A 23,374-nucleotide genomic window follows, 5' to 3' on the forward strand; every position below is an offset into this window, starting at 1 on the left:
CAGGATGAACGACGCCGGGGCGGGGGAGAGCGCTGCTCGCCTTTCCCCCCGCCCCGGCGTCACCACCCGGTGCTCACGGAGCGAGCAGGTGGGAGAAGAAACCGATCGACGCGTCCTCCGGGGTACCGACAAGGAGGGCCCGGTCGAGCAGGCCGTTGTTGTGTTCGCAGCTGGTCTCCGGGAGCATCACACAGGCGTGGCAGGCGGCCATGTTGGTGCCGCCCGCACCGGAGGTCTCGGTCTCGACGCAGAGCGGGTCGGCGGAGCACCACTCGGCTCGGTGGACGGCCGATCCCACGGCCTGTGCGAGACGGTCGGTTTCACCCTGCGCGACCAGACCGCCGAGGCTACCGGCCGAGTCGCTGGTGGCCGTGTAGATGAGCACGCCCGCCATCTCGTCACTCGAGTAGATCCGCTCGCGCAGCGAAGCCGCCGGATAGCCGGAGTCCAGGCTCCACTCATTGATCATCACGTGGGCGAGGGTGTGCAGCAGAACCATGCGCGGGGTGGCAGGAGAGGCCGGGACTCGGCCGGGGTCGGATGCCCGCTCGGCGAGAACCCGCTGGTGCCGATGGCGCATGAGCTCCACGCGGGCGGCGACGGCAGGCAATTCGGCCCAGGTGTCGACCCTCTCCTCGTCCAGCCGGAGGAAGACTCCTTCGCCGTGGACCTCCATGGCGGGCAGCCAGTCGGTCGGGGCGAGGGAAAGATCCGCTTCATGGCCCTCGGAGGAGCTCTCGGGATCGATGACCCGGGTGAAGGCCTTGAGGGCACGGACCTCGCGGAGCTTCTTCACAAGCATGGGTGTGAGCAGGCCGAGGCCCGTCAGCGGCTCGGCATCGCCGGCCGGAGGCTCGCAGACGAACTGCTCGGTGTGAGAGCCGGAGTCCTCCGGGTTACCGGCACACAGCCGCTCGTACTCCAGTTCACGCAGGGCCTGGTAGCGCCGCTCCTGATCGAGTTCGACACTGTCCTCACCGTCGGAATCCTCGGCCTCCATGGCACTGAGCAGCTCCATGACCTGCTCGGGGCTTATCGGGGAGGGCACCCCTTCGAAGATGTACTGCAGATGAATCCGGATCTCGGCAAGGGAGGAACAAGAGCGGAGCTTGTCCCAGTGCTTGTCCAGGGCGTGCACCTTGGTGTCGCTCCACGGCGGGATGGACAGAGCCGAGCGGAGCACCGGCTGCCACACCGAGGAGGAACCGCGCTGGAGAGTCCGGGGCGGCTGTGAGCAGATGAGGTCGGGAGCGTCCTTCAACCACGGGCGCTTGCCCTCGCAGCGAATGTTCAGGTCCTTGAGGGCGCCGCGCCGGAAAGAGCCTTCCATGGACACCTCGGGCACTCCGCAGGAGCACGAGAGCACGACCGAACGGAGCGAGGAGGTGCGGCCCGAAGAGCGCAGGCTCATCCGACCGCCGCAGAAACCGGCCTCGCCGTCCCCGCGTCGACCCCGGTGCAGCCACTTCCAGTACGGGAAGTCGGCGATGTGCCCGTCCTCGCAGGCCACCACGAAACGGGAGGGCACCAGGGCCTCCGCGCACTCGGCGCACTCGTTGCGTCCGGGCGGTGAGTTGAACTTCCGCACGTGATCCAGCGCGTGGCACTCGGGGCAGTGGTGCCACAACGGGAAGCGGCGCACCCGGATGCCGTCGCGGCTGTCGTCGCCTGAGGCGGGCGGGAGGCGGAATCGGCTCACGCCCAGCACCCGGGCGAGACGCGGCTCGTGGATCACCGGGGCTTCGTCGTGGGGCCACTGCCGCTCGGCGTCGTCGATGCCGGAGACGATGAACGACTCCTGCTCCACGGCGATCAGCGCCCCCACGCCGTACGTGGTGACGGCCTGGGCGCGGCGGACCGCGCCACGGCGGGGCAGGGTCCGGGTCGGTGCGGCGGAGCCGTGGGTCCCGCGCCTACGGCGGGGAGGGGGCGGGGTCATCGGGATGCCTCCATGAACAGGGCTGACTCGGCGTCGACGTCGCGGAGGGACCACAGGGTCTCCCACGCCTCGGCGTCCTCCAGGGCGTCGTTGTAGGGCTTGAGCAGCGAGGGGGCACGGCGTCCGCGCTTCGGCTCGTAGTGCAGCCCACCTTGCGCCTCGGCCTCCTCGTACCACCAGTCGACGAATTCGTCGAAGGCCGCGGCCACGTGGGAGACCTCCTTGGCTGCGGTCTCCTCCGGGGAGACCCTCTCGACCCGTTCGAGGATCAGAGGGCGGATCTTCTCCCTCAGCTCGTCCCGGAAGAGGTCGATGTCGCCCGCGGCCTCGTCGGCGCGCGCGGCGGGGATCAGGATGCGGGCCAGGGCGACGATCACCGCGTGAAGGCCGCGGTCACGGGCACGAGCCGAGAAGGGGGTCACCGAGGTGGACTCGACCTCTCGGTAGAGGGCGGAGTGGAAGTGCTGGAAGTTCTCGTAGTGGGAGCGGTCCCGGGAGCGGCCCGCGTTGAGCATCACCGCCACCAGGCCGGGGTGAGCACGGCCGACGCGGCTGGTGGCCTGGATGTACTCCGCGGTGGTCTGCGGTTGGCCCATGACGGCCATCAGGCCGAGCCGGTCCACGTCCACGCCGACGGCGATCATGTTCGTGGCCAGGAGGACGTCCACCACGTCACCGCCCGGCAGCCGCCGCTCGATCTGCTTGAGGCGGGCCGGAATGTCACTGGCGTCGACCCGGCTGGTCAGCTCGGAGTAGTTGTCGACGGAACGGGGCTCGCAGCCGTCGCGGTCCGCCAGGTGTTCCAGGTAGGCCACGACGTCGTCATGGACCTGGAGTTCGGCGGCGGACAACAGGCGCAGGCTGTTGAAGTAGCCGACCAGTGTCCAGTACGCGTCGCGCACCTCGTGAGCGGTTTCGGCCCGCATCGCCTGGTGGAGCAGGGTGGCGTAGGTGCGGATCAACAGAGTGGACTGACTGGTGCCGGGGGCGAGCAGGCCCACGTAGCGGCGGGACGCCTTCTCACCGGCCGGGGTCTCCACGGCGAACCAGGAGTCGCGGGCGTCCAGACCGGCGGGCGGGAACTGACGCACCTCACGGGCGAACAGAGCCCTGCCCTGGTCGGCGGCACGGCGGATGGTCGCGGTCGAGGCGATCACCTTGGGACGGTCGGCGAGCACGTCGACGGCCGTCTCGTACAGACCTGTCAAGGTGCCCAGCGGTCCGGAGATCAGGTGCAGCTCATCCTGCACGATCAGCTCCGGGGGCGGGGTGGAGTCCTGACGGTCCCGGTTGAAGAGGGCGGCGATCTGCGCGCGCCACGGCATCGAGGCGAACTTGTCGACGGTAGCGATCACCAGGGTGGGCCGTGCCCGGTACACGGTCTCGTCGATCAGGTGCACCGGCAGCCCGCCGGAGAACGCGCAGCCCGTGCCGGGACAGCGCACGTCCATCCGGACGGCCTCCTCGTCGACCGAGTAGTGGTGGGCGTCGAGGGCGGTACCGCACCACGGGCAGGCGTGCAGCTGGACCGGGTTCTCCCTCTGGAGGACCTTCCCCGAGCGGGCGGCGCCGAGCTGCCGAGAGGCGACCTCCAAAGTGTTCGGGGTGGCGGAACGACCCACCCACATGCCGAGGGAAATCTCCTCGTGCCCCAGCTCGGCGGGGTTCCGGCGGCGCATCTGCTCCATGGCGCAGATCAGGATCGCGGCACGCTCGAACTGCTGGAGGGTGAGCAGGCGCAGCGTGTAGCGCATCAGGACGGTGACACCGCCGCCCGCAGCGCCGAGCCGTCTCCGGCGCAGGAAGGTGGTCAACGCGATCAGCCCCAGATAGGCCTCGGTCTTGCCGCCGCCGGTGGGAAACCACAGCAGGTCCGACACGCCTCGGTCGGGGTGGTGCGGGTCGTCCACCCCGGCCAGGCACAACAGCACGAAGGCGATCTGGAACGGACGCCAGCGCGCGGAGGCAGGTTCCGGTTCCCCCCTCCGACCGTCCTTGACCCAGGCGCTGCGGGCCCTCTGGGTTGCCATCGCCCGGTTGGCCAGGCGGAACGCCCACATCAGGTCGGGCTTGTCACGCAGCAGCTCGATGCCCTTCCGGATCCGCCCCAGGGCCTCTTCGCAAGCCTTGACCTGGATCGACGCGGGCCCTTCGTACGAGGTGCCGGCGAGTGCAGCGGCTTCGGCGAGCTTCCGTCCGATCCACTGCTCATAGCCCGCGGCCAGCCCTTCCAGGGCGGCGATCACCTCGGCGTCCGGGGCCTCGGCGAGACCGAGCATGGTGAGGGCGCGATCGTCGATCTCCGGGTTGGAGTCGGTGAGCAACACCTCGAACGTGGGTATGAACTCGGTGCGCACCTCTGCCACGCCGGCGCGCTCCACATCAGTGAGACCGACCGGAGGCGGGGCCCAATCCCACACGGCTGCGCATCCATGACCAGTAGCGAAGGTGGGAGCGTGTCGGTGCAGCAGTCGGCCGGTCTCCAGCTCCGGATCCACGGCGGACAGGGCGGCGGGGCGCTCCACGAAGGCACTCGCCCCGTCGGCGGCGCGGACTGTCAGCCCGGCCTGAAACAGGGCGAAGGCGTCCTGGAGCTCCCGCTCCCCCACCTTCCGTACGTTGACCAGGGTCACCGTGACGGTGACCGTGCCGGTCTCCGCCGACGGGCGGCGCACGTGCACCTCCAGCCGGACCGTGCCGTCGACCAGGTCGCGTGAGGCACCGCGCCCCGGGTACGTCACGTCGACCGTGGTGTCGGGCAGGTCCAGCTCCACCCGACGCCAACGTTCTCGTTGTTCGGAGGTCGTGCGGGCCTCGCTGCGGCGGGCCGAGACCTTGCGGCCCTCGGCGTCCTCCGGCTCGTACACGGCGGCGCGCGAGGATACCACGATCCGCCGGCACGCGGCGAGGTCGACGGCGAAGGTCAGACCGACGGAGGAGGGGCGCCTGTCGCCGGCGTTGGGACGCTCGCCCGCCGGCGCGGATTCGTCGAGACCGTCCGCTCCGGTCACCGGCTCCTCGTCGAGGCCCTCTTCCTCGGCGGCGTCCTCCTGAAGGCGAAGGCCGGTCTCGGCGTCCGCCGGGCGCGGGAAGAGCACGCCCATGGCGTAGCGGGTGATCGGGGCGTCCTGGTCGAGCACCTCGGCACGGTCCTCGGCGCAGGCGTCGGCGTCGGGGCCCAGAAGCTCGCGGCGGAGTCGGGCCACCAGGTCCTCACGGACCTCGTAGTGCGCGGCGTGCCGCCCTGCGTGGATGGTCATTCCTGCTCCTCCCCCGCCCCGGCGGACCGCCGGAACCGTCCGATTCCGCTGATGCGCGGGGCGATCCACACCCCGCGCTCGCCCAGGCCCGCGTTGACCCCGGCGGCGGTACTGCCCGCGACCGACTCCAGGCAGTCGATCCGCAAGCCGGAGATCTCTCCGGGCCATTGGACCTCCCAGGTCGTACCGACCTTCAGGAGGGCGTACAAGTCGCTCCTGAAACCCTCGGAGGCGTCGCCGATCTCCCTCCCCTCGTGCAGCACCGCGTATCGAGGGCTCTGTTCGGGACCCATGGGGAGGGTGTCGCGCAGCCGGAACGTCACCGTGTCCCCCGGCCGCACCCGCTCCAGCAGGTACGACTGAACACCGGATGCGTCGTCGAGGGCGCCGGCCGGTTCCTGGTTGCAGACGTCGCCCGCTCGCACCTCGACGCCGTCGCGCCGCCACTTGTGGCGAGGGTTCGGGACTCCCCGGTACCAGCGCCCGGTCGGCTTGTGCTTGAGAACGGTCACCGTGTCCGGCGCGGCGACGCGATACAGATCCTCCCGGGCCCTGGTCATCGCCACGTAGAGGGCACGCGCCTCGGCGGGCACGTCGAGTTCGTCGTCACGACGACGCAGCTCGGTCACGGTGGGCGGGGTGAGCAGCACCACCCGATCGAACTCCAGGCCCTTGGAGCGGTGCACCGTGGACACGATGAGCGGGGCCGGTTCCGGGTCGGCCAGCTCGTCCGGGAAGCGGCGCTCCGCCACCAGTCCGCGCAGCCGCGCGACATCGAGCGTGCCCCGACCGGTGCCGCGCGCCGCCGCCCGCAGGGCTCGCCACACCCGGTCCGGGTCGATGCCGTCGGAGATCGGCATCCCCCCGAGGAGTTCGCGCAGCCGCTGTTCGGTGAGCACGGCGGCTTCGGTGCGACGCAGCAGCTCGGCGACCCAGGACGGCACGGGCCGGTCCTGGAGCGAGCGTCGCAGGGCGTGCGGTACGCCCTGGGTGTGCAGCAGCTCCGAAACCAGCAGGGCTTGCCGGTTGTCGCGGGCCAGGATCGCGCAGGTGCCGGGGAAGGACCGCAGCGAGTCCAGGGTGAACGGGTCGGTGAGCGAACCCATGTCGGGCTGGTCGAGCAGCAGCTCGCGAAGCTCCCCGTGGAGCCGTTCGGCCGCCGCGTCCGCTCCCTCAGGGGCGCTGCCGATGCCCTGTACGGCCTGTCCAAGAGGGAGCGCGGCGCGCGCCTCGGGGGTGCGGGCACGGAAGTTCCGCGTCAGCCGCAACTCCACCAGGTCGTCGGAGTAGGAGGCGCGCACCCAGCGGAGGAAGAGGTCCGTCCGGTCGGCGTACTCCTCCGGGTCCTTGATCTGGAAGTCGTAGATCGCCTGGGCGGAGTCGCCGACCAGGGTGAACCCGCAGGAGTCCTGCAGTTGGTCGAGCAGCGACTCCACCATCTCCCGGCGCACGCCCACCAGGTCCTGCACCTCGTCGACGATCACGTGCGCCGGCGGCCCGGCCTCCAAGGACTCCAGCGCGCCCTTCTCGATCGCTTCGGTGGCTGCCCGGATGCGCTCGTCGAAGGTGAGCGCGGACCACTCGCCGTCCGGGTGTACCTGCACCAGCACGGAGTGCGCCCAGGAGTCGAAGGTCTGCACGCGCACCCGCCGGGCGTGCTCGCCGTGCCGGGCGATGCGGTCCCGCAGCTCGCGCACAGCGGCGCGGGAGAAGCTGAGGACCAGCAGCTCGGAGGCTTCCAAGGCTTCGTCGGGGTCGACGTGTCCCACGAGCGCGTCCATGCGACGCACCAACGTGTGGGTCTTGCCCGCGCCCGCCCCGGCGGTGACCAACAGGCGAGTGTCCCAGGGCTGGTCCACGACGGCCTGCTGCTCCGCTGTGAGGACGCGGTCGTCCGCGGAGGAGAAGGTCACTTCTTGCTCCACAGGTGCTCGAACTTGGTGAAGGCCAGGGCGGTGTCGAAGTTCCGGATGGTGTCGCGGACGTTGAGGATCAGGCAGGTCTCCTTGCCGCCGTTGCGGGGACCGCGCAGACCGCGTCCGATCATCTGCTGGTACACGTTCGGGCTGTAGACGGGCCGGGCGACGACGACCGCGCGGGTCGCGGGGGCGTCGAAGCCTTGGGTGAGGACGCCGTAGTTGGTGAGCACCCGCACCTTGCCGTCACGAAAATCGTCGACACGGGCACGCCGGTCGCTGTCGGACGTGGTGGAGTCCACCGAGGAGGCGGAGATCCCGTGGTCCTTCAGCCGGGCCGCCAGGTACTTGGCGTGCTCCACCGAGGTGGCGAACACCAGCACCGGCCAGTCCTCGGGCATCGCCGCGATCTCCGAGACGATGCGACGACTGCGGTCATGATCGTCGGCCAGACGCTGCTCGGCAGCTTTGGACAGCAGGCTGAACTGCGTGGCGCTCTCCCGCTCCTCGCGGGACAGCTCGATGGTGCCGCCGGTCAGCTCCCGGTGCCGGACCTGCGCCAGGACCCCGAGCTCCTGGAGGTACCCGTAGGCGTCGTCGGACGGGAAGACGCCCTCGTCCAGCCGGCGCGCGCCGAAACGGCTGACCAGGCGGCGGGTCTCTTCCTCATTGTGGCCGCGGAACGGAGTGGCGGTGAGGCCCAGCAGGTGCCGGTCGGTCCGGTGCTGGGTGAGGCCGAGGAGCCCCAGGAGCTCGGTGTAGAGACGGCTGGTGGCCACGTGTGCCTCATCCACCACGACCAACGCCGCGCCCCGCAGCCATTCGTACCTCTCCGTGTCCAGGCACTTCTTGAGCTTGGCGTCGGTGGCCACGACGAGCTGCGGCCCGTCGAGGACGGGGGCCGCCTCGTTCGAGCTCCACAGCCGGTTGATCGTCAGGCGAACCTGTGCACCGGCCTTTTCCCACACGAACCTCCAACTCTGGACGGCCTGTTCACACAGCTCCTCGGTCTGGGCGATCCACAGGATCGGGCCCTTGAGGTCACCGGCCTGCTTCACCCACCGGATGACGGCTTCGGCTGTGACGCGCGTCTTGCCGGCGCCGGTGGGCAGCGACAGCATGGCGCGCTGCGGAGTCAGTCGGTCCAACATCTCGAAGATGTTCAGGGCGAGTCGTTCCTGGTAGTCGTGCAGGCGTGGAAAGTCACGGGGGCCGTCCACCGTCAGGCTCTGTTCGAGACTCGGGGCTCGGTAGCCTGCGAAGGGAGCGGGTAGACCGAGATCCGCGACGAAGGAGACCGCCGCCGAGCCACCGGTGTAGGACGGTGGAGCGCTCGGAAAACGCTCCTGGATGTCGCGGGCATGGGTCTTGAGAACGGTGTCGCCGTGCGCGTTGAACGCCATCTGCGCGACCCGACGCCCGGTGGGCTCCTGCCCGCCCAGCTCCTGGCGCTCGGTCTCCATCAGTCCGGCGGGCAACCGGCCGCGCAGGGCCTCCGCGCCGATCAGCAGCTCCAGTTTGGCCGTCACGTCCTCGGCCTCGCGGATCGCCTTCAGCGCGGACCGCACCTTCTCGTCCTGCTCCTGGCGGGTCTGGGCGTCCAACACCGCGCGGCACCCGGCCTCGCCCATGCGCAGGCCCAGCTCGCGGTCCACGGCCCGGAGCGTCCCGAGCCGGTCCGCCGAGTCCAGGACCTTGATCACATTGCCCTGGCGGGCGCTCTCCAGGGACTTCGCCCGCGCGCCGTGCGGGGTACGGACGACCTCTTCCAGCGTGGAGCAGCGCAGCAAGGAGTACGTGTTGACGGAGGAACCCATCTTCTGACGCAGCGTCGGGAACTCCTCGGACAGCGGGACCGCCTCCACGTTCGACTCGTGCCGGGTCTCGCGGCTGACGACATCGTCGTGGCGCAGCATGCCCCATTGCTCGACCATGAGATCGGCGGACTCCCGGTCCGGCATCAGCAGCGCCGGCACCCGCTCGGCCCGCAGCGAACGGTACTCCTCCGGGTTCGCGGCGACCGCGATCTCGCCGTCCTCCCGGGTGTCCCAGGCGTCGCCGATCCGACAGCGGGTCAGGGAGTCCTCGGGAAAGTCGATCTCCAATCGGGTCAGCAGGGCGTAGGTGGAGCCGACGAAGACGTCGTCCTCGCTGCCCTGGAGCTTCTTCAGCAGTTGCTCCCACTGTTCGGGGCGGACGTTCTCCACGCTGCCCGCGAGCCTCAGCTTGCGGGCCTTCTCCACGCCGACCTCCTCAGCCACCGGGAGAACGTCACGGTAGGCCGCGAGCTGCGGCCCCACGGCCTCCTTGAGCGTCTTGACGCCCTGAGAAGTCTCGACCCGGCCGTGCCGGGAGAGCATCCAGCGGATCGGGGACGGCACCGCTCGGCGGGTGGAGACCTGCGCCCCGATCTGGAGCGTCCAGTTCTCGATCAGCCCTTCCTCGGGGAGCACCCGCAGGAACGCGGCGCGAGCTTCTTCGGAGAGCCGGGGAAGGAGGTGCAGGGGCCCGCCGACGGCCGCCCCCTCGACCCTGGTACGGGCCAAGGTCGGTCGGCTCGCCCGGTCGTCGAGCGTGCTGCAGTACAGCGCGAGCATGGCCTCGCGGTACTCCTCGAACCAAGGCTCGCCCTCCGGCCGGCGACCGGCGGTCGGACGGTCCCGCAGGCCCAGTTCGCGGAAGAAGCCCGCGTCGTCCGAGTGGAACCGCATGTCCACCGCGACCCCGGCATCCCTCTGCGCAGTGACGACGGCACCGGGCAGCATGCAGTCCCGCAGGGCTCGGAACTGCTCGTCCGCCGTACGCACCATGAGCGTGTCCATCGGCGCGGCCACACGCTTGATCACCTCATGTCCCACCACGGAAGCGCCCGCCTGGTGGAACAGCTCCCAGAACCGGGTCCACTCGCGCGGGCCGTAGGAATCGAGGCCCTCGTCGAGCACGCTCACGAAGCGCCCACGGACGTCGGCCTCCCGAATACCGAGCGCTGTCAGGGCAGAGGACAGCGACGGGTTGTCGGACAGGGCCCGGTCCACGTAGACCAACGACTCCCGCAGGCCGTCCTCGTCGGTGCGTCGGAAGACCTTGCCCGGTACCGGGGCGACCATGCCGTGCTCCTCGGTGAGCACGATCCTGGCCTTGCGAGCCTCGCCGGCGCAGCCGGCACCCGACTCGATCATGTCGGCGACGATCCGGATCGCGGTCTCCGAAGCCTCCGCCGTGCCGTCGGAGACCAGCGCCTCCAGCCATTCGCGGACATCCGCCCGCTGCTGCTTGGTCCGTTCCAGAATGTGACCGACCTTGCCGGCGCGCAGGGCCGTGGCCTCCACCGACGGGTGCAGCCACTCCTTGGGGCGGCCGGGGTAGGCGTGCCAAGCGCGCAGCCATCGGTGGGTCGCGGCCAAGTCCTTCGACAGGTCCGGGTGGATGCGCAACTCGCGAGGGTTCCGCAACACGCCGTCCTGGTCGGGCAGCGACGGCCGCAGGGCCGCCGTGTCCCAGATCTGCTCCAGCAAATACCGGTCGGCCCAGCTGATGGCCTCCCGGGAACGGCCGGGCAGGAGCGGGAGGTACGCGGCGGGGTCCTCCGCGGGTGCCAGTTCGGGCAGGGAGTCCACCACCAGACGGGCCGCGACCCGGATCATCTCCACATTGAAGGGTGAGGCGTCCAGCAGGTTCTGCCTGTCCTCGTTGGTCTTCCAGGCGCCGTTGAGAATCCCGGTGAGCGACATCTCGTACTTGCTGGGGAAGTACGCCCAGAACTGTCCGCGACGACGCTGACCCGCAGGGGTGAGCAAGCCGTTCTCGTCGTGCTTGTAGGCGGGAACGGCCCAGGCGAGGTCGATGGTCAGGCGGTCGTGCAGCTCTCCCGCATCGCGACGCGCCGCCTCGGTGGGCTCATGGGTGTGGGTGAAGACCTGCCATCGGGAGTCGGTCGGAACCTTGCCGGTGCGCTCTTCGTGGATCGTGCACAAGGTGCCGACCCGCTCGGCGCGGAGTGTCCGACGCGCGATCGGGCGGGGTCGACGGTCCTCCAGGACCACCTGGCCCACGTGCGGGGAGAACAGATGGAAGCCGGACGGGAACTCGTCGCGGGTCTCGTGGCCGGCCGCACCCTGGTGGCCGTGCATGTCCTTGCCCAGCCGGTCGGCCGCACCGGGCAGCAGCGGCAGGCGGACCACCGTGGTGGCCCACTCCGCCAGCTCGTCCAGCACCTGGTCCCGAAGACGCTCGGCCGTCATGTCCAGCTCGCGGGCCATGCGCAGCACAGGGGCCTCGAAGTCGTCTCCCAACTGCTCGCGTACGCCGTCCACACTGCGGATCCGTTCGTACGACCAAGCCCGGTCGAAGCCGAAGCTGCCGGTGCTGCTGAAGAATTCGGGGGTGTCGGTCACCACCAGGACCGACTTGACGCCCACGCCGAACCGGCCGATCTGCCCGCCCCGCTTGCGGGACATGCTCATGCGCAGGATGGTCTCCGCGCCCTCGGGGGTCACCGGATTCCCCTGGTTGGCGCAGTACAAGTGAGTGTCGGTGAGCACCACGTGAATCCGCCCGTCGGGCTCGTCGCGGATCTCGTCGGCGGCGTTCTGGACCAGCTCGAAGAGCTGACGATCGCCGTAGCCGCCCTGGGTGATGCGGCGCTCGCCGTTGGCGTGCTCCGGGATCAGGCCCGGGTCGACACGGTAGGTCTCCAGGACGCGAAGGGATTGCTCGACGACGGTGCGGATCACAGGGGACTGAGGGCGGGTCACTAATGGTTCCAGTTCAGGACGAAGAGACGGGTCGGACGAAGAAGCGGCAGCCGATGCTGTCAACAGGGGACCTGCATGCCATGGTCGATACCGCCCATGAGGCGGAGGTAGACCTCCAGCGTCCGAGGGTCGTCGGCAAGCCGGTCGTACAGCGCTACGACGGTACGCATGCGGTCGAGCGGGGACTTCTTCGATGACACCGAGGTACCTGCGCTTTCGCTTTCGTGGAGATGTTCACGAGGGAATGGTGCGAGGTGGTGCGGGGAGGAAACCGGGCCCACAGGATTAGCGGAAGGGTTCCGGTGCGCGGGCGAAGAAGGGGCTTCCTCCGATGTGCGAGGCGGTGCGTGCAGATCTTCCGGGCGGCACGGGCGTATCCGCCCCCTGCCTTCCGACTCGTCGCGGATACCCGAGGCAGGGAAGAAGGCACAACTGTGGCCCAGAAAAGCGCAGTTACCCGAGCAATGCCCGGGGCTGCCGTGATCAACTCAAGCACGATGCCTCATCGGCACGCAAGGGTTCTCGGATCACCCGCAGAACCAACACGCGGGAACTTTCGGATGATTCAGGAACAAATAGGGGCGGACCTTCAAGTTCCACTTTCAGGGCACCCAACGAACCGCTCAAGGCGGACACCCCCCTGTCAAAGGACTGTTGACATGCAACCGCGAGCGTCAACAGCGGTGGGGTACCGTGGCTCTCACCAGTGGTCCGAGTGGAAGTAGGTGGGACGTGGAGGCGGCTGAAGACTTCGGCCCCTGGCTGGCACGCCAGCTCAGGAACGCCGGAAAGACCCAGACCGACCTGGCGGAGGAGCTGGGCATGACCCGAGCCGCCGTCTCGGCCTGGATCGTGGGCCGCTCGGTCCCCCGGGACGAGACCATCCGGCGCATCGCAGAGGTACTCAAGACCGACCTGGAGACCATTCACACCCGCAGCGTGGATGCCCAGGCGGGCCTGCCCGTCTCCTGGTACCACCGGCCGGCCCATGCCGACGGCGGCCGGGAGTACGGCAACGCCGCAGCGTTCGCGTTCGAAGCCGACGTCTCGGTCCTCGCCCGCGAAGCCACCCAGAACAGCCTCGACGCGCGGCTCGACCGCACCAAGGCCGTCCGGGTCCGTTACACGCTGCACGAACTCACCGGCGAGGCCCTCGCCCGCTTCCGCGAGGCCGTCGACTGGGAGCAACTGCTCCCGCACTACCAGGCGCTCACCTCCGACCACGGCAAGCAGGGCAAGGTCTCCCGGACGATCGCAGCGGGACTGCGTGACATGTATCAGCGTGACCGGCTGGTGCTGCTCCGCGTGGACGACTACAACGCCACGGGCCTGACCGGCGGCGACTACGACGACGGACTCTTCGCCGCCGTCGTACGTCGACAGCTCGACAGTCACAAGACGGACGCCGGTGCAGGCGGCTCCTACGGCCTCGGGAAAGCCACCCTTTGGGCCACCAGTCGACTCGGGCTCGTACTGATCAACTCCACTCTCTCCGAACCCCATGAGGGTCGCACCGAGCGCCGCCTGATCGGCCGGCTCGACCTTCCCTGGCACGAGGTCGACGGCAGGCGGTTCGCGGGCCCGGCCTGGTTCGGACGTCCTGACCCGGACGCCGCCTCCACCGACGTGGCCCGCTCGTGGTGGGCCGACGAGGCGACCGTGGAGAAGCTCTACCTCACCCGCGAGAGCGCGGCCCCCGGCACTTCCTTCCTCATTGTCGGTGCCCACGACGTCGCCAGCCTGGCGCCCGTCACGGGATCCGTCGACGAGGGGGAGGGCGCCGAGGACGACGACTCCGTCCACCGCATGCACGCTCGACTCGTCGACGCCCTCGGCCGTAACTTCTGGGCCGCCATGACCAGCGGCGGCGATCACGAGCCGCACCTCAAAGCGTCTGTCTGCACCTACCGCAACGGCGAGGTGCTCATCGCCGAGGAGCGCGTGGACCCGGCCGTCACCCAGCCCTCCCGCACCCGAGCTCTGCGTGCGTTCCTGGAGGGCGACACCGTCGACCGTCTCACCACTCCCGGTCAGGTCGCCCGCGCCACCGTGCGGTTGAACGTGCCCCTGCACGGCGGCCAGGTTCGTGGCGGTGTGCCGCACGAGGCAGTACTCCTGGTCACTCATGCCGAGGACGCCGACGGCCCTCCCAACCGGCTGGTCTCCATGCGAGGCAATCGCATGACCGTGAAGGACAGCGCCGTCACCAATGTCCCGATCGGCACCAACCCGTTCCAGGCCGTCCTCCTCGCCGGCAGAGCAGCGGGCCGGGACGCCCCCGGTGCCGAGGCCGCCGAGGAGTTCCTTCGCGCCTCCGAACCGCCCGAGCACAACAAGTGGGGCCGGACCGAGGAACTCCGCCTCACCTATTCGCCCTCCGCATACCGACGCATCGCCGCTCTGACCACCGCTGCCAACAATTCGGTGCGCGACCTGGTCGCCGTTCCCCGGGCCAAACGCCGCAGCGGCGGAGAGGCCAGGATCGCCGGTCGGCTCAAGGTGGGCGGCAGCACGAAGAAGGCGCGCCCCACCAGAGCCGCGGCACTGCCCGAGCTGGACAACGTGGATGCGCTGATCGACACGTCCGGAGCCTGGTCGGTCACCGTCGACCTGCGGGTGTCGGCAGGCGTCGACACGGACCGTCCGGTCACTCCCGTCGCCAAGTTCGACGTACGCTCGGGCCCCCGCCCCGCCGCGTTTTGGAAAGAACTCGTCGCCGTCAGCGGCTGCGAAGTCGTCGACGGGGCCCTGCACCTGACCCCGGGCAGCCGCAAGGCCGTCTTCCGCGGCGTTACCGACGTGTCCCGTCACCCGGTCCGGGCTCAACTCTCCGGGCTCGTGGTGGAACTCCGTATCGGAAAGGGGGAGCAGGCGTGAAGGTCTACCCCTACCGACGGCTCACCGGCAACGTGTCCTGGCGCGTCGAGAGCGCCCAGCTCAAGGTCGAGGGCGAGCCCTGGGAGGACGTGGAGACCAAGTACGTCTCCACCGTCGAACGCGTCGTGGCCCTCGGCCCCGACGAGGACCGCCCCGACTGGAACCAGGCCCGGCTCCGCCTCTCCGCCGGCCTTCCGGCCAAGGCGGTGGACGCGGCAGGGCCCTGGCAGGACGTCAAGGTCATCGCCGTGCTCACCGAGCGCGCCACGAACTCCCGCACGGCCGTGGAATTGTCTCCGGTGTCCGACGACGGCCGCGAACGAACCGGCGAGCTGTACATCCACCGCTGCGACCTCCTCGACCGTGCCTCGCTCGCCGTCCACGTCGTCGCCACCGTGGACCACGTTCCCGGCCGGGTGATCGCCACCTCCGACGTGGAGTGGTTCGTCGACGTCATCGAGGCCGCGCCCTCGCTCGCCCGCGAACTCGACGTCAAGTTGATCGGTTTCGCCTCGGGGGCGAGCCGGCTCCAGCGCTTCAAGGATTCCCCGTGGCTGGTCGACACCACGGGACGGATCCCCGCCGTACGCGTCAACACCGACTTCGACGGGCTCGGCGATCTGGTCGGCGCGGACGGCGGCAACGGAGCGGAGAAGACCGTCCGGGAGCTCCTTCTCGCCCAGATGTGCTCGGAGGTATGGACCGCCGTCTTCCACTCCGCCGTCGGCGACCTGGAGATCGAGGAGGACGGTACCCCGCTGTTCCCGCACGGCTGGCAGGGCGAGGTGCTCCGGGAAATGCTCCCCGACATCTACCCGGATCGCGAGCCGGAGGGCGCTCTCCGCGAAGTCCACGCGGCTCGCACCGGAGCATCCGCCACCGGCTGGGGAGAGCTCCAGCCGCGCATCCACTTCGCCGCTTCCCGGCGCGCAGGCGTCCCCCGGACGCTCTCCACCACCATCCGCGACCTCGAACGCCTCACTCAGGGGAACGACGCATGACCGAGCGACCCAGCCACCTCCCGGAGCGTCTCGCTCTGCTCACCAACGCCGAGGCGGCGGAATTCCTCGTCGAAGGACTGCTCGCCGGCCGCGAGGACGTGCCGAGCATCAAACTCAACCAGGTCGCCGAGCCGCTGCCGCACGCCGACCGGCGCGGTGACCTTCGCCCGGTCCGGGACCTGGTCGAGGACGCCATGGCGTACTGCCGGGACGGTGGGCTCAAGGCCACCCGGGCCGACGCCTGGCTCGCTCCCCGCCTGCACGCGGCCCTTCGACTCACCCGCCGCGAGGCAGCCGACACCGGCCTCTGGAACTACCTCGCGCTCGGTGTCGCGCCGGACTACGTGGTCTGGCGACACCTGCCGGAGCCCAAGGACGGCAAGGTCGCCAAAGTGGCGGCCGACCGCTTCAGAGGGCAGTACCACAAGCAGGCCTTCGCCCGCCTCTGGTGGGCGGCCGAGCTCTTCCGCGACGGCTCGGACTACGGCCCCGTGGTCACGGCCTGCAGCAACCAGGACATCCTCAACACCGCCCTGCGCATGTCCGTGATCAACCACCGGCCCACCGCCCAGGCGATCGTCCGGCTGGTGGCAAAGGGTGTGATCACCAGCGGCCGTGAGGTCAACGCCCTGGCCGGAGCCGTCAACGCCTCCGCCGCGACGCTGATGTACGACGTGATCGCTCCCGACACCGAACGCGAGTCCCGTCCGCTGCTCGAGTGGATCGACGAGGCCGAGACGGCACGCCAGGTACCACGGCAGGATCTCCCGACCGGCCCTCACGAGGAACCGGCGCCGGAACCCTCTGTGAGCGTCCTGGTGAGCTACTTCGCCGACCTCTTCGCGGACGCGCCGGTCCGGGGACGGGACGACTTGGAAGCGGTCGAGGGGGAGGACTGATCCTCGGGCTTCGGGCAGTCGGAACCACAACCGTCCGAAGCACCGCAGCCCTTCTTACGGAGAGTGGCGTAGTCCTCGCCCTCAGGGTCGAGCGTGATCCAGTTCTCCCGCAGCCCTTCTTCCCGAGGAAGCGGGAGAGCGAGCGCCGCCGCGAGCACGTGCACACCGAACAGCGGTGGCACGGCATTGCCCACCTGCTGCGACCGGTCACCTCCCGACCAGGGGTAGTTGGGGGGGAAGGTCTGAAGGATGCCGGCCTCGCGGATGGTCAGGCGGTCCGGGTCGTGCGGGGTGCCGTCCGGGTGCCGGACAGCGTTGCGGGAGACCTTTCCGGTGACGGTGAACGAGGGTTGACGGTCAGTCCGGATGCCTCGCTTCTTCGGGTCACCACCACTGCCGTAGTTCGACTTGATCTCGAAAGGAGGCTTCCTGCTGAGCACCTCTCCCATCGAGACCCAGGCCTTGGGCGGCTCGTCGGCGCCCTCCTCCGTCGGCAACGTCGACTGGACCTGTGCCACGGCCATGTCGTCGGGGCCGCCCTGCTTGGGTTTGCGCGAGTTGTAGATGTAGTGCGTCGGCTCGGGAAGCGGAGGGGTCCCATGCTCGTCGAGCCGTGCGATCAGGATCGTACGGCGGCGAGTCTGCGGCACGCCGTAGGCCTCGGTGTGCAGGGTCTTCACCTCGGCAACCTTGTACGGCACCCGCGACCCGTCCGGGCGGGGCAGGCCCTTCTCCAGAGCGCTCTTGTAGACGTCCCAGAGAGCCTTGACCTGCGGCACCTGCTCCAGGACGATCACGTCGAACGGTCGTCCCGCCCGGTTCGGGGAACCGAGAGCTTTGATCGCGTACCGGAGGGGCTCCAGGACCAGAGCCGTTCTGGGGTCGCCTCCCTTTGCCTCCAGCGCTGCCAGCCGGTCGTCGATCTTCTTCTCGTCGGCACCATCCACCAACGCGTGAATGAGCTCTTCGACCTGGACCAGGGCCTTACGGCCGGCGCCGCTGCCCGCTACCGAGTACGTCTGACACGGCGGACCACCGGCCAGCACATTCAGATCCTGCGGCAGGTCCTCGAACCTGTCCCGACGCACAGCACTGACATCCGCATGCCAGGTCGGGAGCCCCGCCTTGTAACGTGTCTCACAGGCACCCCGGTCCCACTCGATCCCGAGTGACGGAACGCCGAGCATGTGCGCGGCCACGTCAAGACCGCCCGGACCGGCAAAGAGATCCAGAATACGAGGATCCCCAAGGAATCGAGAGTCTGCGTCCGAGCTGGTCATGTGGCGGAAGTTTAGCCTGCGGCGACCTGCACGCCCCGCACCGGCCACCCCTCTCATCCGGCGCCCCCCCACGAGGTCCCGGGTGACCGTCAACCGCATCAAAGAGTGGACAGAGCGTTCCACATCCGACTCCGCTCCGCCCAGGTGGAGCTGCCCTCAGCACGACACTCGCGAGCTGCCGGACGAACAACACGAAAAAGCTCCTGATCTACGGATTTCCGCCGATCAGAAGCTTCTTTCGTACCGTCGGGACGGCGGGATTTGAACCCACGACCCCTTGACCCCCAGTCAAGTGCGCTACCAAACTGCGCCACGTCCCGGTGCTTGTCCGGCCCGGGCTTTCGCCCTCGCCGACCGCGCATGAGAACAATACCGCACTTCAGCGGGTGATCGCGCACGCCTTCCAAGGGGGCGTTCACCCCTGAATGTCTCGTTTGAGTTATTTGCTCAGCATTTGTCGGCCCCCTTCCCTCCCCACGCGGTGTTGACCGCCCTCCCGGCCCCCGTGGGACCATCGGGCCTACGGACGTCGCTCGCGACGCGGGCAACTCCCCTGCCCCAGGAGGACAGTTGGCAACCTCGGACGCCCCGATTCCCCCTTCTTCCCTCTCCCGGCGCAGGTTCCTGCAGGCCGCAGCCGGGACCGCGGCGGCGGCCGGGGTTGCGGGGGCGTTGCCCGGGGCCGTGGCCGTGGCGGCGACCGTAGAAAGCCCCGTAGAAAGCGGAGCCTTGTCGTTCACGGCCGCCACCAACGGGGCGGCCAGTCTGGCGCCCGGTGGGGACCGGCTGGTCGCCGAGGTGCAGAACGTGCTGTGGTCGGTGCCGCGCAAGGGCGGGGAGGCCGTCGCGATCACTCCGGCCGATCTCGAGCCGACCCGGCCGGTGCACTCGCCCGACGGCCGGCAGCTCGCCGTCTGTGCGTACCGGGGCGGAGGCTTCCACATCTGGACGCTGCGGGCCGACGGCAGCGGGCTGCGGCAGGTCACGGACGGGCCGTGGGACGACCGCGGGCCCGCCTGGTCGCCCGACGGCTCGCGGATAGCGTTCGCCTCCGAGCGCGGCGGCGACCCCGTCGCCGGGAGTCCGTACCGGGTGTGGGTGGTGGACGTGCGGACGGGCGCGCTGACGCAGGTCACCGGGGTGAGCGGGCAGGAGGGGCCGCTGCAGGACGGGGCGTGGGAGGACTTCGACCCGGTGTGGTCGCCGGACGGCGCGCGGCTGCTGTTCGTCCGCGGGCGTCTCGCCGGTGCCGCGCTGGAGGCCCGTACGGTCGCGTCCGTGCCCGCCGACGGGCGCGGACCGGTGCGGGTCGAGCACACCGAGGCCGCGGCCGGGCAGATCATGACGCCGGCGGTCGCCCCGGACGGGCGCCTCGCCTATCTCCGCACGACCCCCGCCCCCGCGGCCGGCTGCACGCTCGTCGTGGACGGCGAGCCCGTGGCGATCGACGGGGACGTCGAGCCGGTGCCGCCGCGCTGGACCCCGTCCGGCGAGCTGCTGCTCACCGTGAGCGGGACGTTCCGGGTCGTCCGCCCGCGGGCGCCGCGCGACGCCGAGGTCGTCCCCTTCGCCGGCCGGCTCGCGGTTCCCCGGCCGCGCTACCGCACCAAGCGGTACGACTTCGACGCGGGCGGGGTGCACGCGGTCCGCTCGCTGCACTTTCCCGCCCTCTCGCCCGACGGCCGCCGGGTCGCCTTCGGCGCGCTCAACGCGCTCTGGGTGGCCGACGTGGCGGGCGGCCGGCCGCCGCGCCGGGTCGTCAAGGCCGACCCCGCCCGCTATCCCTTCGGGCCCACGTGGAGCGCCGACGGGCGGTCCCTCGTGTACGCGGGCGACAGCGGCGGCCTGCTCGCCGCCCGCCGGCACGACCTCGCGTCCGGCGCGGACACCGTGCTGGCCGAGGGCGGCCGCGCGTACCCCGTCCTGTCGCCCGACGGCAGGAGACTGGCCGCCCTCGACCTGGCCGGGAACCTCGTCGTGCGCGACCTCGCCGCCGGTACGGACCGGGTCCTGGCGGCCGCCCTGGGCGGCGGCGGGCTCCCGGGGCGGCCGAGCTGGTCGCCGGACGGCCGCTACGTCGCCCTCTGCGACCGCAACCGGCTGAACCAGCGGTTCCGCGAGGGCTACAACCTCGTCCGCGTGATCGACACGGCCGGCGGCGGCGCCCGGCTGCACGCGCTCGCCCCGCACGTCTCGCTCAGCGACCGCTACGGCTCCGGGCCCGTCTGGTCACCCGACGGGCAGCACATGGCGGTGATCGCCGAGTCCGCGCTGTGGCTGCTGCCCGTACGGCCCGACGGCACCCCGGACGGCGAGCCCCGGCGGCTGACGGACGAGGCCGCCGAGGATCCCTCCTGGGCGGCGGACTCCCGCACGCTCCTCTACCTCTCCGCGGGCCGCCTGCGGCTGCTGGACGTCGAGAGCGGCTCCGCCCGCACCGTCCGCGTCCCCCTCGACTACCGGCGCCCGGTGCCCGCCGACACCGTCGTGCACGCCGGCCGCTTCTGGGACGGCACGGGCGACACCGTGCGCGAGGACGTCGACCTGGTGGTCCGCGACGGACGGATCGCCGCCGTCGAGCCGCACCGGGCGCGGCGCGCGGCCGGCCGCACCGTCGACGCGTCGTCCGGCACGGTGATCCCCGGGCTCTGGGACACCCACACCCACCCGTACCAGAACACCTACGGCGGCCGGCAGACCGCGCTGCAGCTGGCCTACGGGATCACCACCGCGGTCTCGTTCGGCGGCGGCGCCCACGAGCAGGCCCGCATCCGCGAGGCCGTGGCCGCGGGCGAGCTCACGGGGCCGCGGCTGCTGGCCACCGGGGAGCTGCTCGACGGCGCGCGCGTCGCGTACAGCATGGGCCGCGCGCACCGCACCCGCGAGGGCCTGCGCCGGTCGCTGTCCCGGGCCGAGGCCCTCGACTGGGACTTCGTGAAGACCTACGTCCGCGCGCCCGGCTGGCTGATGGAGGAGGCGGCCCGCTTCGCTCACGACCGGCTCGGTGTGCGGGCCGGCAGCCATCTCCTGTCGCCCGGCGTCCAGCTCGGCCAGGACCTGACGACGCATCTGCAGGCCACGCAGCGGCTGGAGTTCGGGCACGCGACGAGCGCGTCCGGGCGCGCGTACCAGGACGTGGAGGAGATCTACACCCGCGGCGGCTTCCACCTCGTCGCCACGATCTTCACGTCCGTGCCACTGCTCGGCGAGGCGCCGGCGCTGGCGCAGGACCCCCGGGTGACGCGGATGATGCCGCCGTGGGACGTCGAGGTCGTCCGCCGGACCGCGGCCGCACCGCCGACCGCCGACCAGCTGGCGACCCTGGAGCGCGAGACCGGCGTCTACCGCCGGGTGCTCGCGGGCGGCGGCCTCGTCGCGCTCGGGACCGACGCGCCCCTGGTGCCCGTGGGTCTCTCGCTGCACCTGGGGCTGCGCGCGCTGCACCGGTACGGGCTGTCCCCGGCACAGGCGCTGCGGACCGCGACGGTGCTGCCGGCGCGGGTCTTCGGCGCGGACCGGGACCTGGGCACGCTGGAGCCCGGCAAGCTCGCGGACGTGACGGTGGTGGACGGCGACCCGTTCACGGACTTCGACGCGCTGGTGCGGACGGTTTCGGTGCTGCGGGGCGGGGTGCCGTTCGAGGCGGCGCGGCTGGCCGCGGCGTACGAGCCGGCCGGCGCGCATCCGGCTCCGGCGCCGGCGCCGACCGGGGTCCGGGCCGCGGACGCGTGGCTCGCCGTGTCACGGCAGATCCGGCGGGACTCCTGCTGTGACATGGAGCTTCACCTGTAGCGGTAGGACGGCCGGGCCGGACCCGGCCGGTGCCCCGGGCCGACGCCGGTACGGCCCCGCCGGTCAGGTTGTGGGGCTTACGCGCCGTGGCGGCGGGAAGAAGAGTGCGTGCTGTGGCACGCCGCGATCAGTTCCTCGGCCGTGCCTGGTACGGCACCGCCTTACAGGTTCCGGACAGTTGCGCGCCGTTGCGGCGGACAGAAGGGGCGCGGCACTGCGCAGTCCGCCCCGCCCTTCAGCCCCCAGCCCCCAGCCCCCAGCCCCCAGCCTCGAGCGCACCCCGCGCTCACGCCCGCAGCGACACCTCCGGCACTCCCTCGGGCTCAGCCTGCTCCGCAGGCGCCGCGGGCTGACCCGCCGGGCGTGCCGCCACCGCCCGCCACCACGGATCCGTCGGGAGGCCGGCGCCGTCCGCCGGTTCGAAGGGCTGGCCGGGGCGCGGCGTCACGACGCGCGCCCCGTGGCGGCGGCCCGCGGTGACCGAGCCCTCCACCGGCTCCTCCCACGGGTGCGGGGCGAGGTTGAACGTGCCCCAGTGGATGGGCAGGAAGACCCCGTGCGCCGCGTCGCCCTGCAGGTCGGCATGGGCCTGCAGGCCCTCCTCGGGCGTCATGTGGATGTCCGGCCAGAATTCCGAATATGCCCCGATCTGCACCATCGTGGCGTCGAACGGCCCGTACTGCGCGCCGATGTCCTTGAAGCCGGGGAAGTAGCCGGTGTCGCCGCTGTGGAAGATGCGGTGCGCGGGACCGGCCACCACCCACGAGGCCCAGAGCGTGTGCTGGGTGTTGCGCAGCGCGCGGCCGCAGAAGTGGCGGGCGGGGGTCGCGGTGAAGGTGAGGCCGGCGACGTCGGCCTGCTCGTGCCAGTCGAGCTCGGTGATCCGGTCCGCGGGCACGCCCCAGTGCTCCAGGTGCGCGCCGACGCCGAGCGGCACGACGAAGCGCGCGCCGGTGCCGCGGGCGAGGGCGCGGACGGTCGGCATGTCCAGGTGGTCGTAGTGGTCGTGGGAGATGACCACGGCGTCGAGGGGCCCGGTCTCGCGCAGCGGGACGGGCACCGGGTGCAGCCGCTTGGGGCCCGCGAACGCGAAGGGCGAGCAGCGCTCGGACCAGACGGGGTCGAAGAGCACCCGGGCGCCGTCGATCTCGGCGAGGACGCTGGAGTGGCCCATCCAGGTCAGCCGCAGGCCCGACGCGGCGGGGACCGCCAGGTCGGCCACGGTCGTCGGATGGACCGGCACCGTGCCGGCGGGCGCCCGGCGGGCGCGCTCCTCGGCACGGAAGTACGTGGGCAGGAACTTCAGCATCGCGCCGGAGGGTGTGCGCTGCGCACCGACCGGGTTGGTGAAGACGCCATCGGCGAAGTGCGGCGACCGCCGGATGCGCGCCATCCGCTCCCCGGACGGGTCGGCTCCGAACGCGGCGGGGCGCAGGGCGTCGAGCGGTGAGCTGCTGAGGCGGAAGCCGGTCACGGCACCTCCAGGGCGAAAGCGGCCAGATCACCCGCCATTATCTGCCCCGGTCCGGCGGACGCCCGGGCGGCCCCCGGCCGACTGCCGGGCGTACGTTCCGGGAAGCGCCGGTGACCTCTTTCGGCTACCGCCGCCCGGGCTCACCCCCGTGATATGAGCCCGGACGCGCGGCCGGCGCACTG

The 23,374-nt window shown here is 70.9% G+C and carries 10 protein-coding genes and 1 tRNA gene; 4 read left to right on the top strand and 7 right to left on the bottom strand.

The annotated features are described in order from the left end of the window. Nucleotides 1-73: 73 nt before the first annotated feature. The 4 genes from drmB to B7P34_RS03130 are packed head-to-tail and all read right to left on the bottom strand — an operon-like array spanning nt 74 to nt 11,869. Nucleotides 74-1,939, bottom strand: coding sequence for a DUF1998 domain-containing protein (drmB, locus tag B7P34_RS03115; protein WP_106674198.1), 1,866 nt, complete (start codon nt 1,937-1,939; stop codon nt 74-76). After that, nucleotides 1,936-5,199 carry a helicase-related protein gene (locus B7P34_RS03120; protein WP_106674199.1) on the bottom strand — a complete coding sequence of 1,088 codons (3,264 nt, stop codon included), beginning with the start codon at nt 5,197-5,199 and terminating at the stop codon, nt 1,936-1,938. Before B7P34_RS03120 ends, drmB begins: the two co-directional genes overlap by 4 nt. Then, the gene (locus tag B7P34_RS03125) at nt 5,196-7,112 is read right to left on the bottom strand and encodes a UvrD-helicase domain-containing protein (protein WP_106674200.1); all 1,917 of its coding nucleotides are present in this window, start codon (nt 7,110-7,112) and stop codon (nt 5,196-5,198) included. Before B7P34_RS03125 ends, B7P34_RS03120 begins: the two co-directional genes overlap by 4 nt. Further along, on the bottom strand, nt 7,109-11,869 hold the full coding sequence (locus B7P34_RS03130; RefSeq protein WP_106674201.1) for a DEAD/DEAH box helicase: 4,761 nt from the start codon (nt 11,867-11,869) through the stop codon (nt 7,109-7,111). Before B7P34_RS03130 ends, B7P34_RS03125 begins: the two co-directional genes overlap by 4 nt. A 732-nt stretch (nt 11,870-12,601) precedes the next feature. Between B7P34_RS03130 and B7P34_RS03135 the strand changes: the two genes are divergently transcribed. From B7P34_RS03135 to B7P34_RS03145, 3 genes are read left to right on the top strand one after another with little or no spacing between them, the layout of a single operon-like run. Continuing rightward, a complete protein-coding gene (locus B7P34_RS03135) occupies nt 12,602-14,746 on the top strand; it encodes a helix-turn-helix domain-containing protein (protein WP_106674202.1) in 2,145 nt (714 codons plus the stop codon). Further along, nucleotides 14,743-15,747, top strand: coding sequence for a hypothetical protein (locus B7P34_RS03140; protein WP_106674203.1), 1,005 nt, complete (start codon nt 14,743-14,745; stop codon nt 15,745-15,747). Before B7P34_RS03135 ends, B7P34_RS03140 begins: the two co-directional genes overlap by 4 nt. Continuing rightward, nucleotides 15,744-16,646: a DUF6339 family protein gene (locus B7P34_RS03145; protein WP_106674204.1), complete on the top strand. Its 903-nt coding sequence runs from the start codon at nt 15,744-15,746 to the stop codon at nt 16,644-16,646. The genes B7P34_RS03140 and B7P34_RS03145 overlap by 4 nt, the downstream gene beginning before the upstream one ends. Here the strand turns inward: B7P34_RS03145 and B7P34_RS03150 are convergent. Continuing rightward, nucleotides 16,571-17,926, bottom strand: coding sequence for a DNA cytosine methyltransferase (locus tag B7P34_RS03150; protein WP_106674249.1), 1,356 nt, complete (start codon nt 17,924-17,926; stop codon nt 16,571-16,573). The genes B7P34_RS03145 and B7P34_RS03150 overlap by 76 nt on opposite strands. A 246-nt stretch (nt 17,927-18,172) precedes the next feature. Further along, a tRNA-Pro gene (locus tag B7P34_RS03155) sits at nt 18,173-18,246 on the bottom strand. Between the two features lie 409 nt (nt 18,247-18,655). On the opposite strand from B7P34_RS03155, the gene B7P34_RS03160 reads away from it, so the two are divergent. Then, nucleotides 18,656-21,718: an amidohydrolase family protein gene (locus tag B7P34_RS03160; RefSeq protein WP_223267444.1), complete on the top strand. Its 3,063-nt coding sequence runs from the start codon at nt 18,656-18,658 to the stop codon at nt 21,716-21,718. A gap of 286 nt (nt 21,719-22,004) precedes the next feature. Here B7P34_RS03160 and B7P34_RS03165 read toward each other — a convergent pair whose 3' ends face one another. After that, nucleotides 22,005-23,192, bottom strand: coding sequence for an MBL fold metallo-hydrolase (locus B7P34_RS03165; protein ID WP_106674206.1), 1,188 nt, complete (start codon nt 23,190-23,192; stop codon nt 22,005-22,007). Nucleotides 23,193-23,374: the final 182 nt, after the last annotated feature.

The sequence above is a fragment of the Streptosporangium nondiastaticum genome, assembly GCF_003011965.1.
In the GTDB taxonomy this organism is placed as follows: Bacteria; Actinomycetota; Actinomycetes; order Streptomycetales; family Streptomycetaceae; genus Streptomyces; species Streptomyces nondiastaticus.

Excerpts from the sequence above, each read along its gene's own strand:
- B7P34_RS03120 (WP_106674199.1), bottom strand. The coding sequence starts at position 5,199 with ATGACCATCCACGCAGGGCGGCACGCCGCGCACTACGAGGTCCGTGAG.
- B7P34_RS03145 (WP_106674204.1), top strand. The coding sequence starts at position 15,744 with ATGACCGAGCGACCCAGCCACCTCCCGGAGCGTCTCGCTCTGCTCACC.
- drmB (WP_106674198.1), bottom strand. The coding sequence starts at position 1,939 with ATGACCCCGCCCCCTCCCCGCCGTAGGCGCGGGACCCACGGCTCCGCC.
- B7P34_RS03150 (WP_106674249.1), bottom strand. The coding sequence starts at position 17,926 with ATGACCAGCTCGGACGCAGACTCTCGATTCCTTGGGGATCCTCGTATT.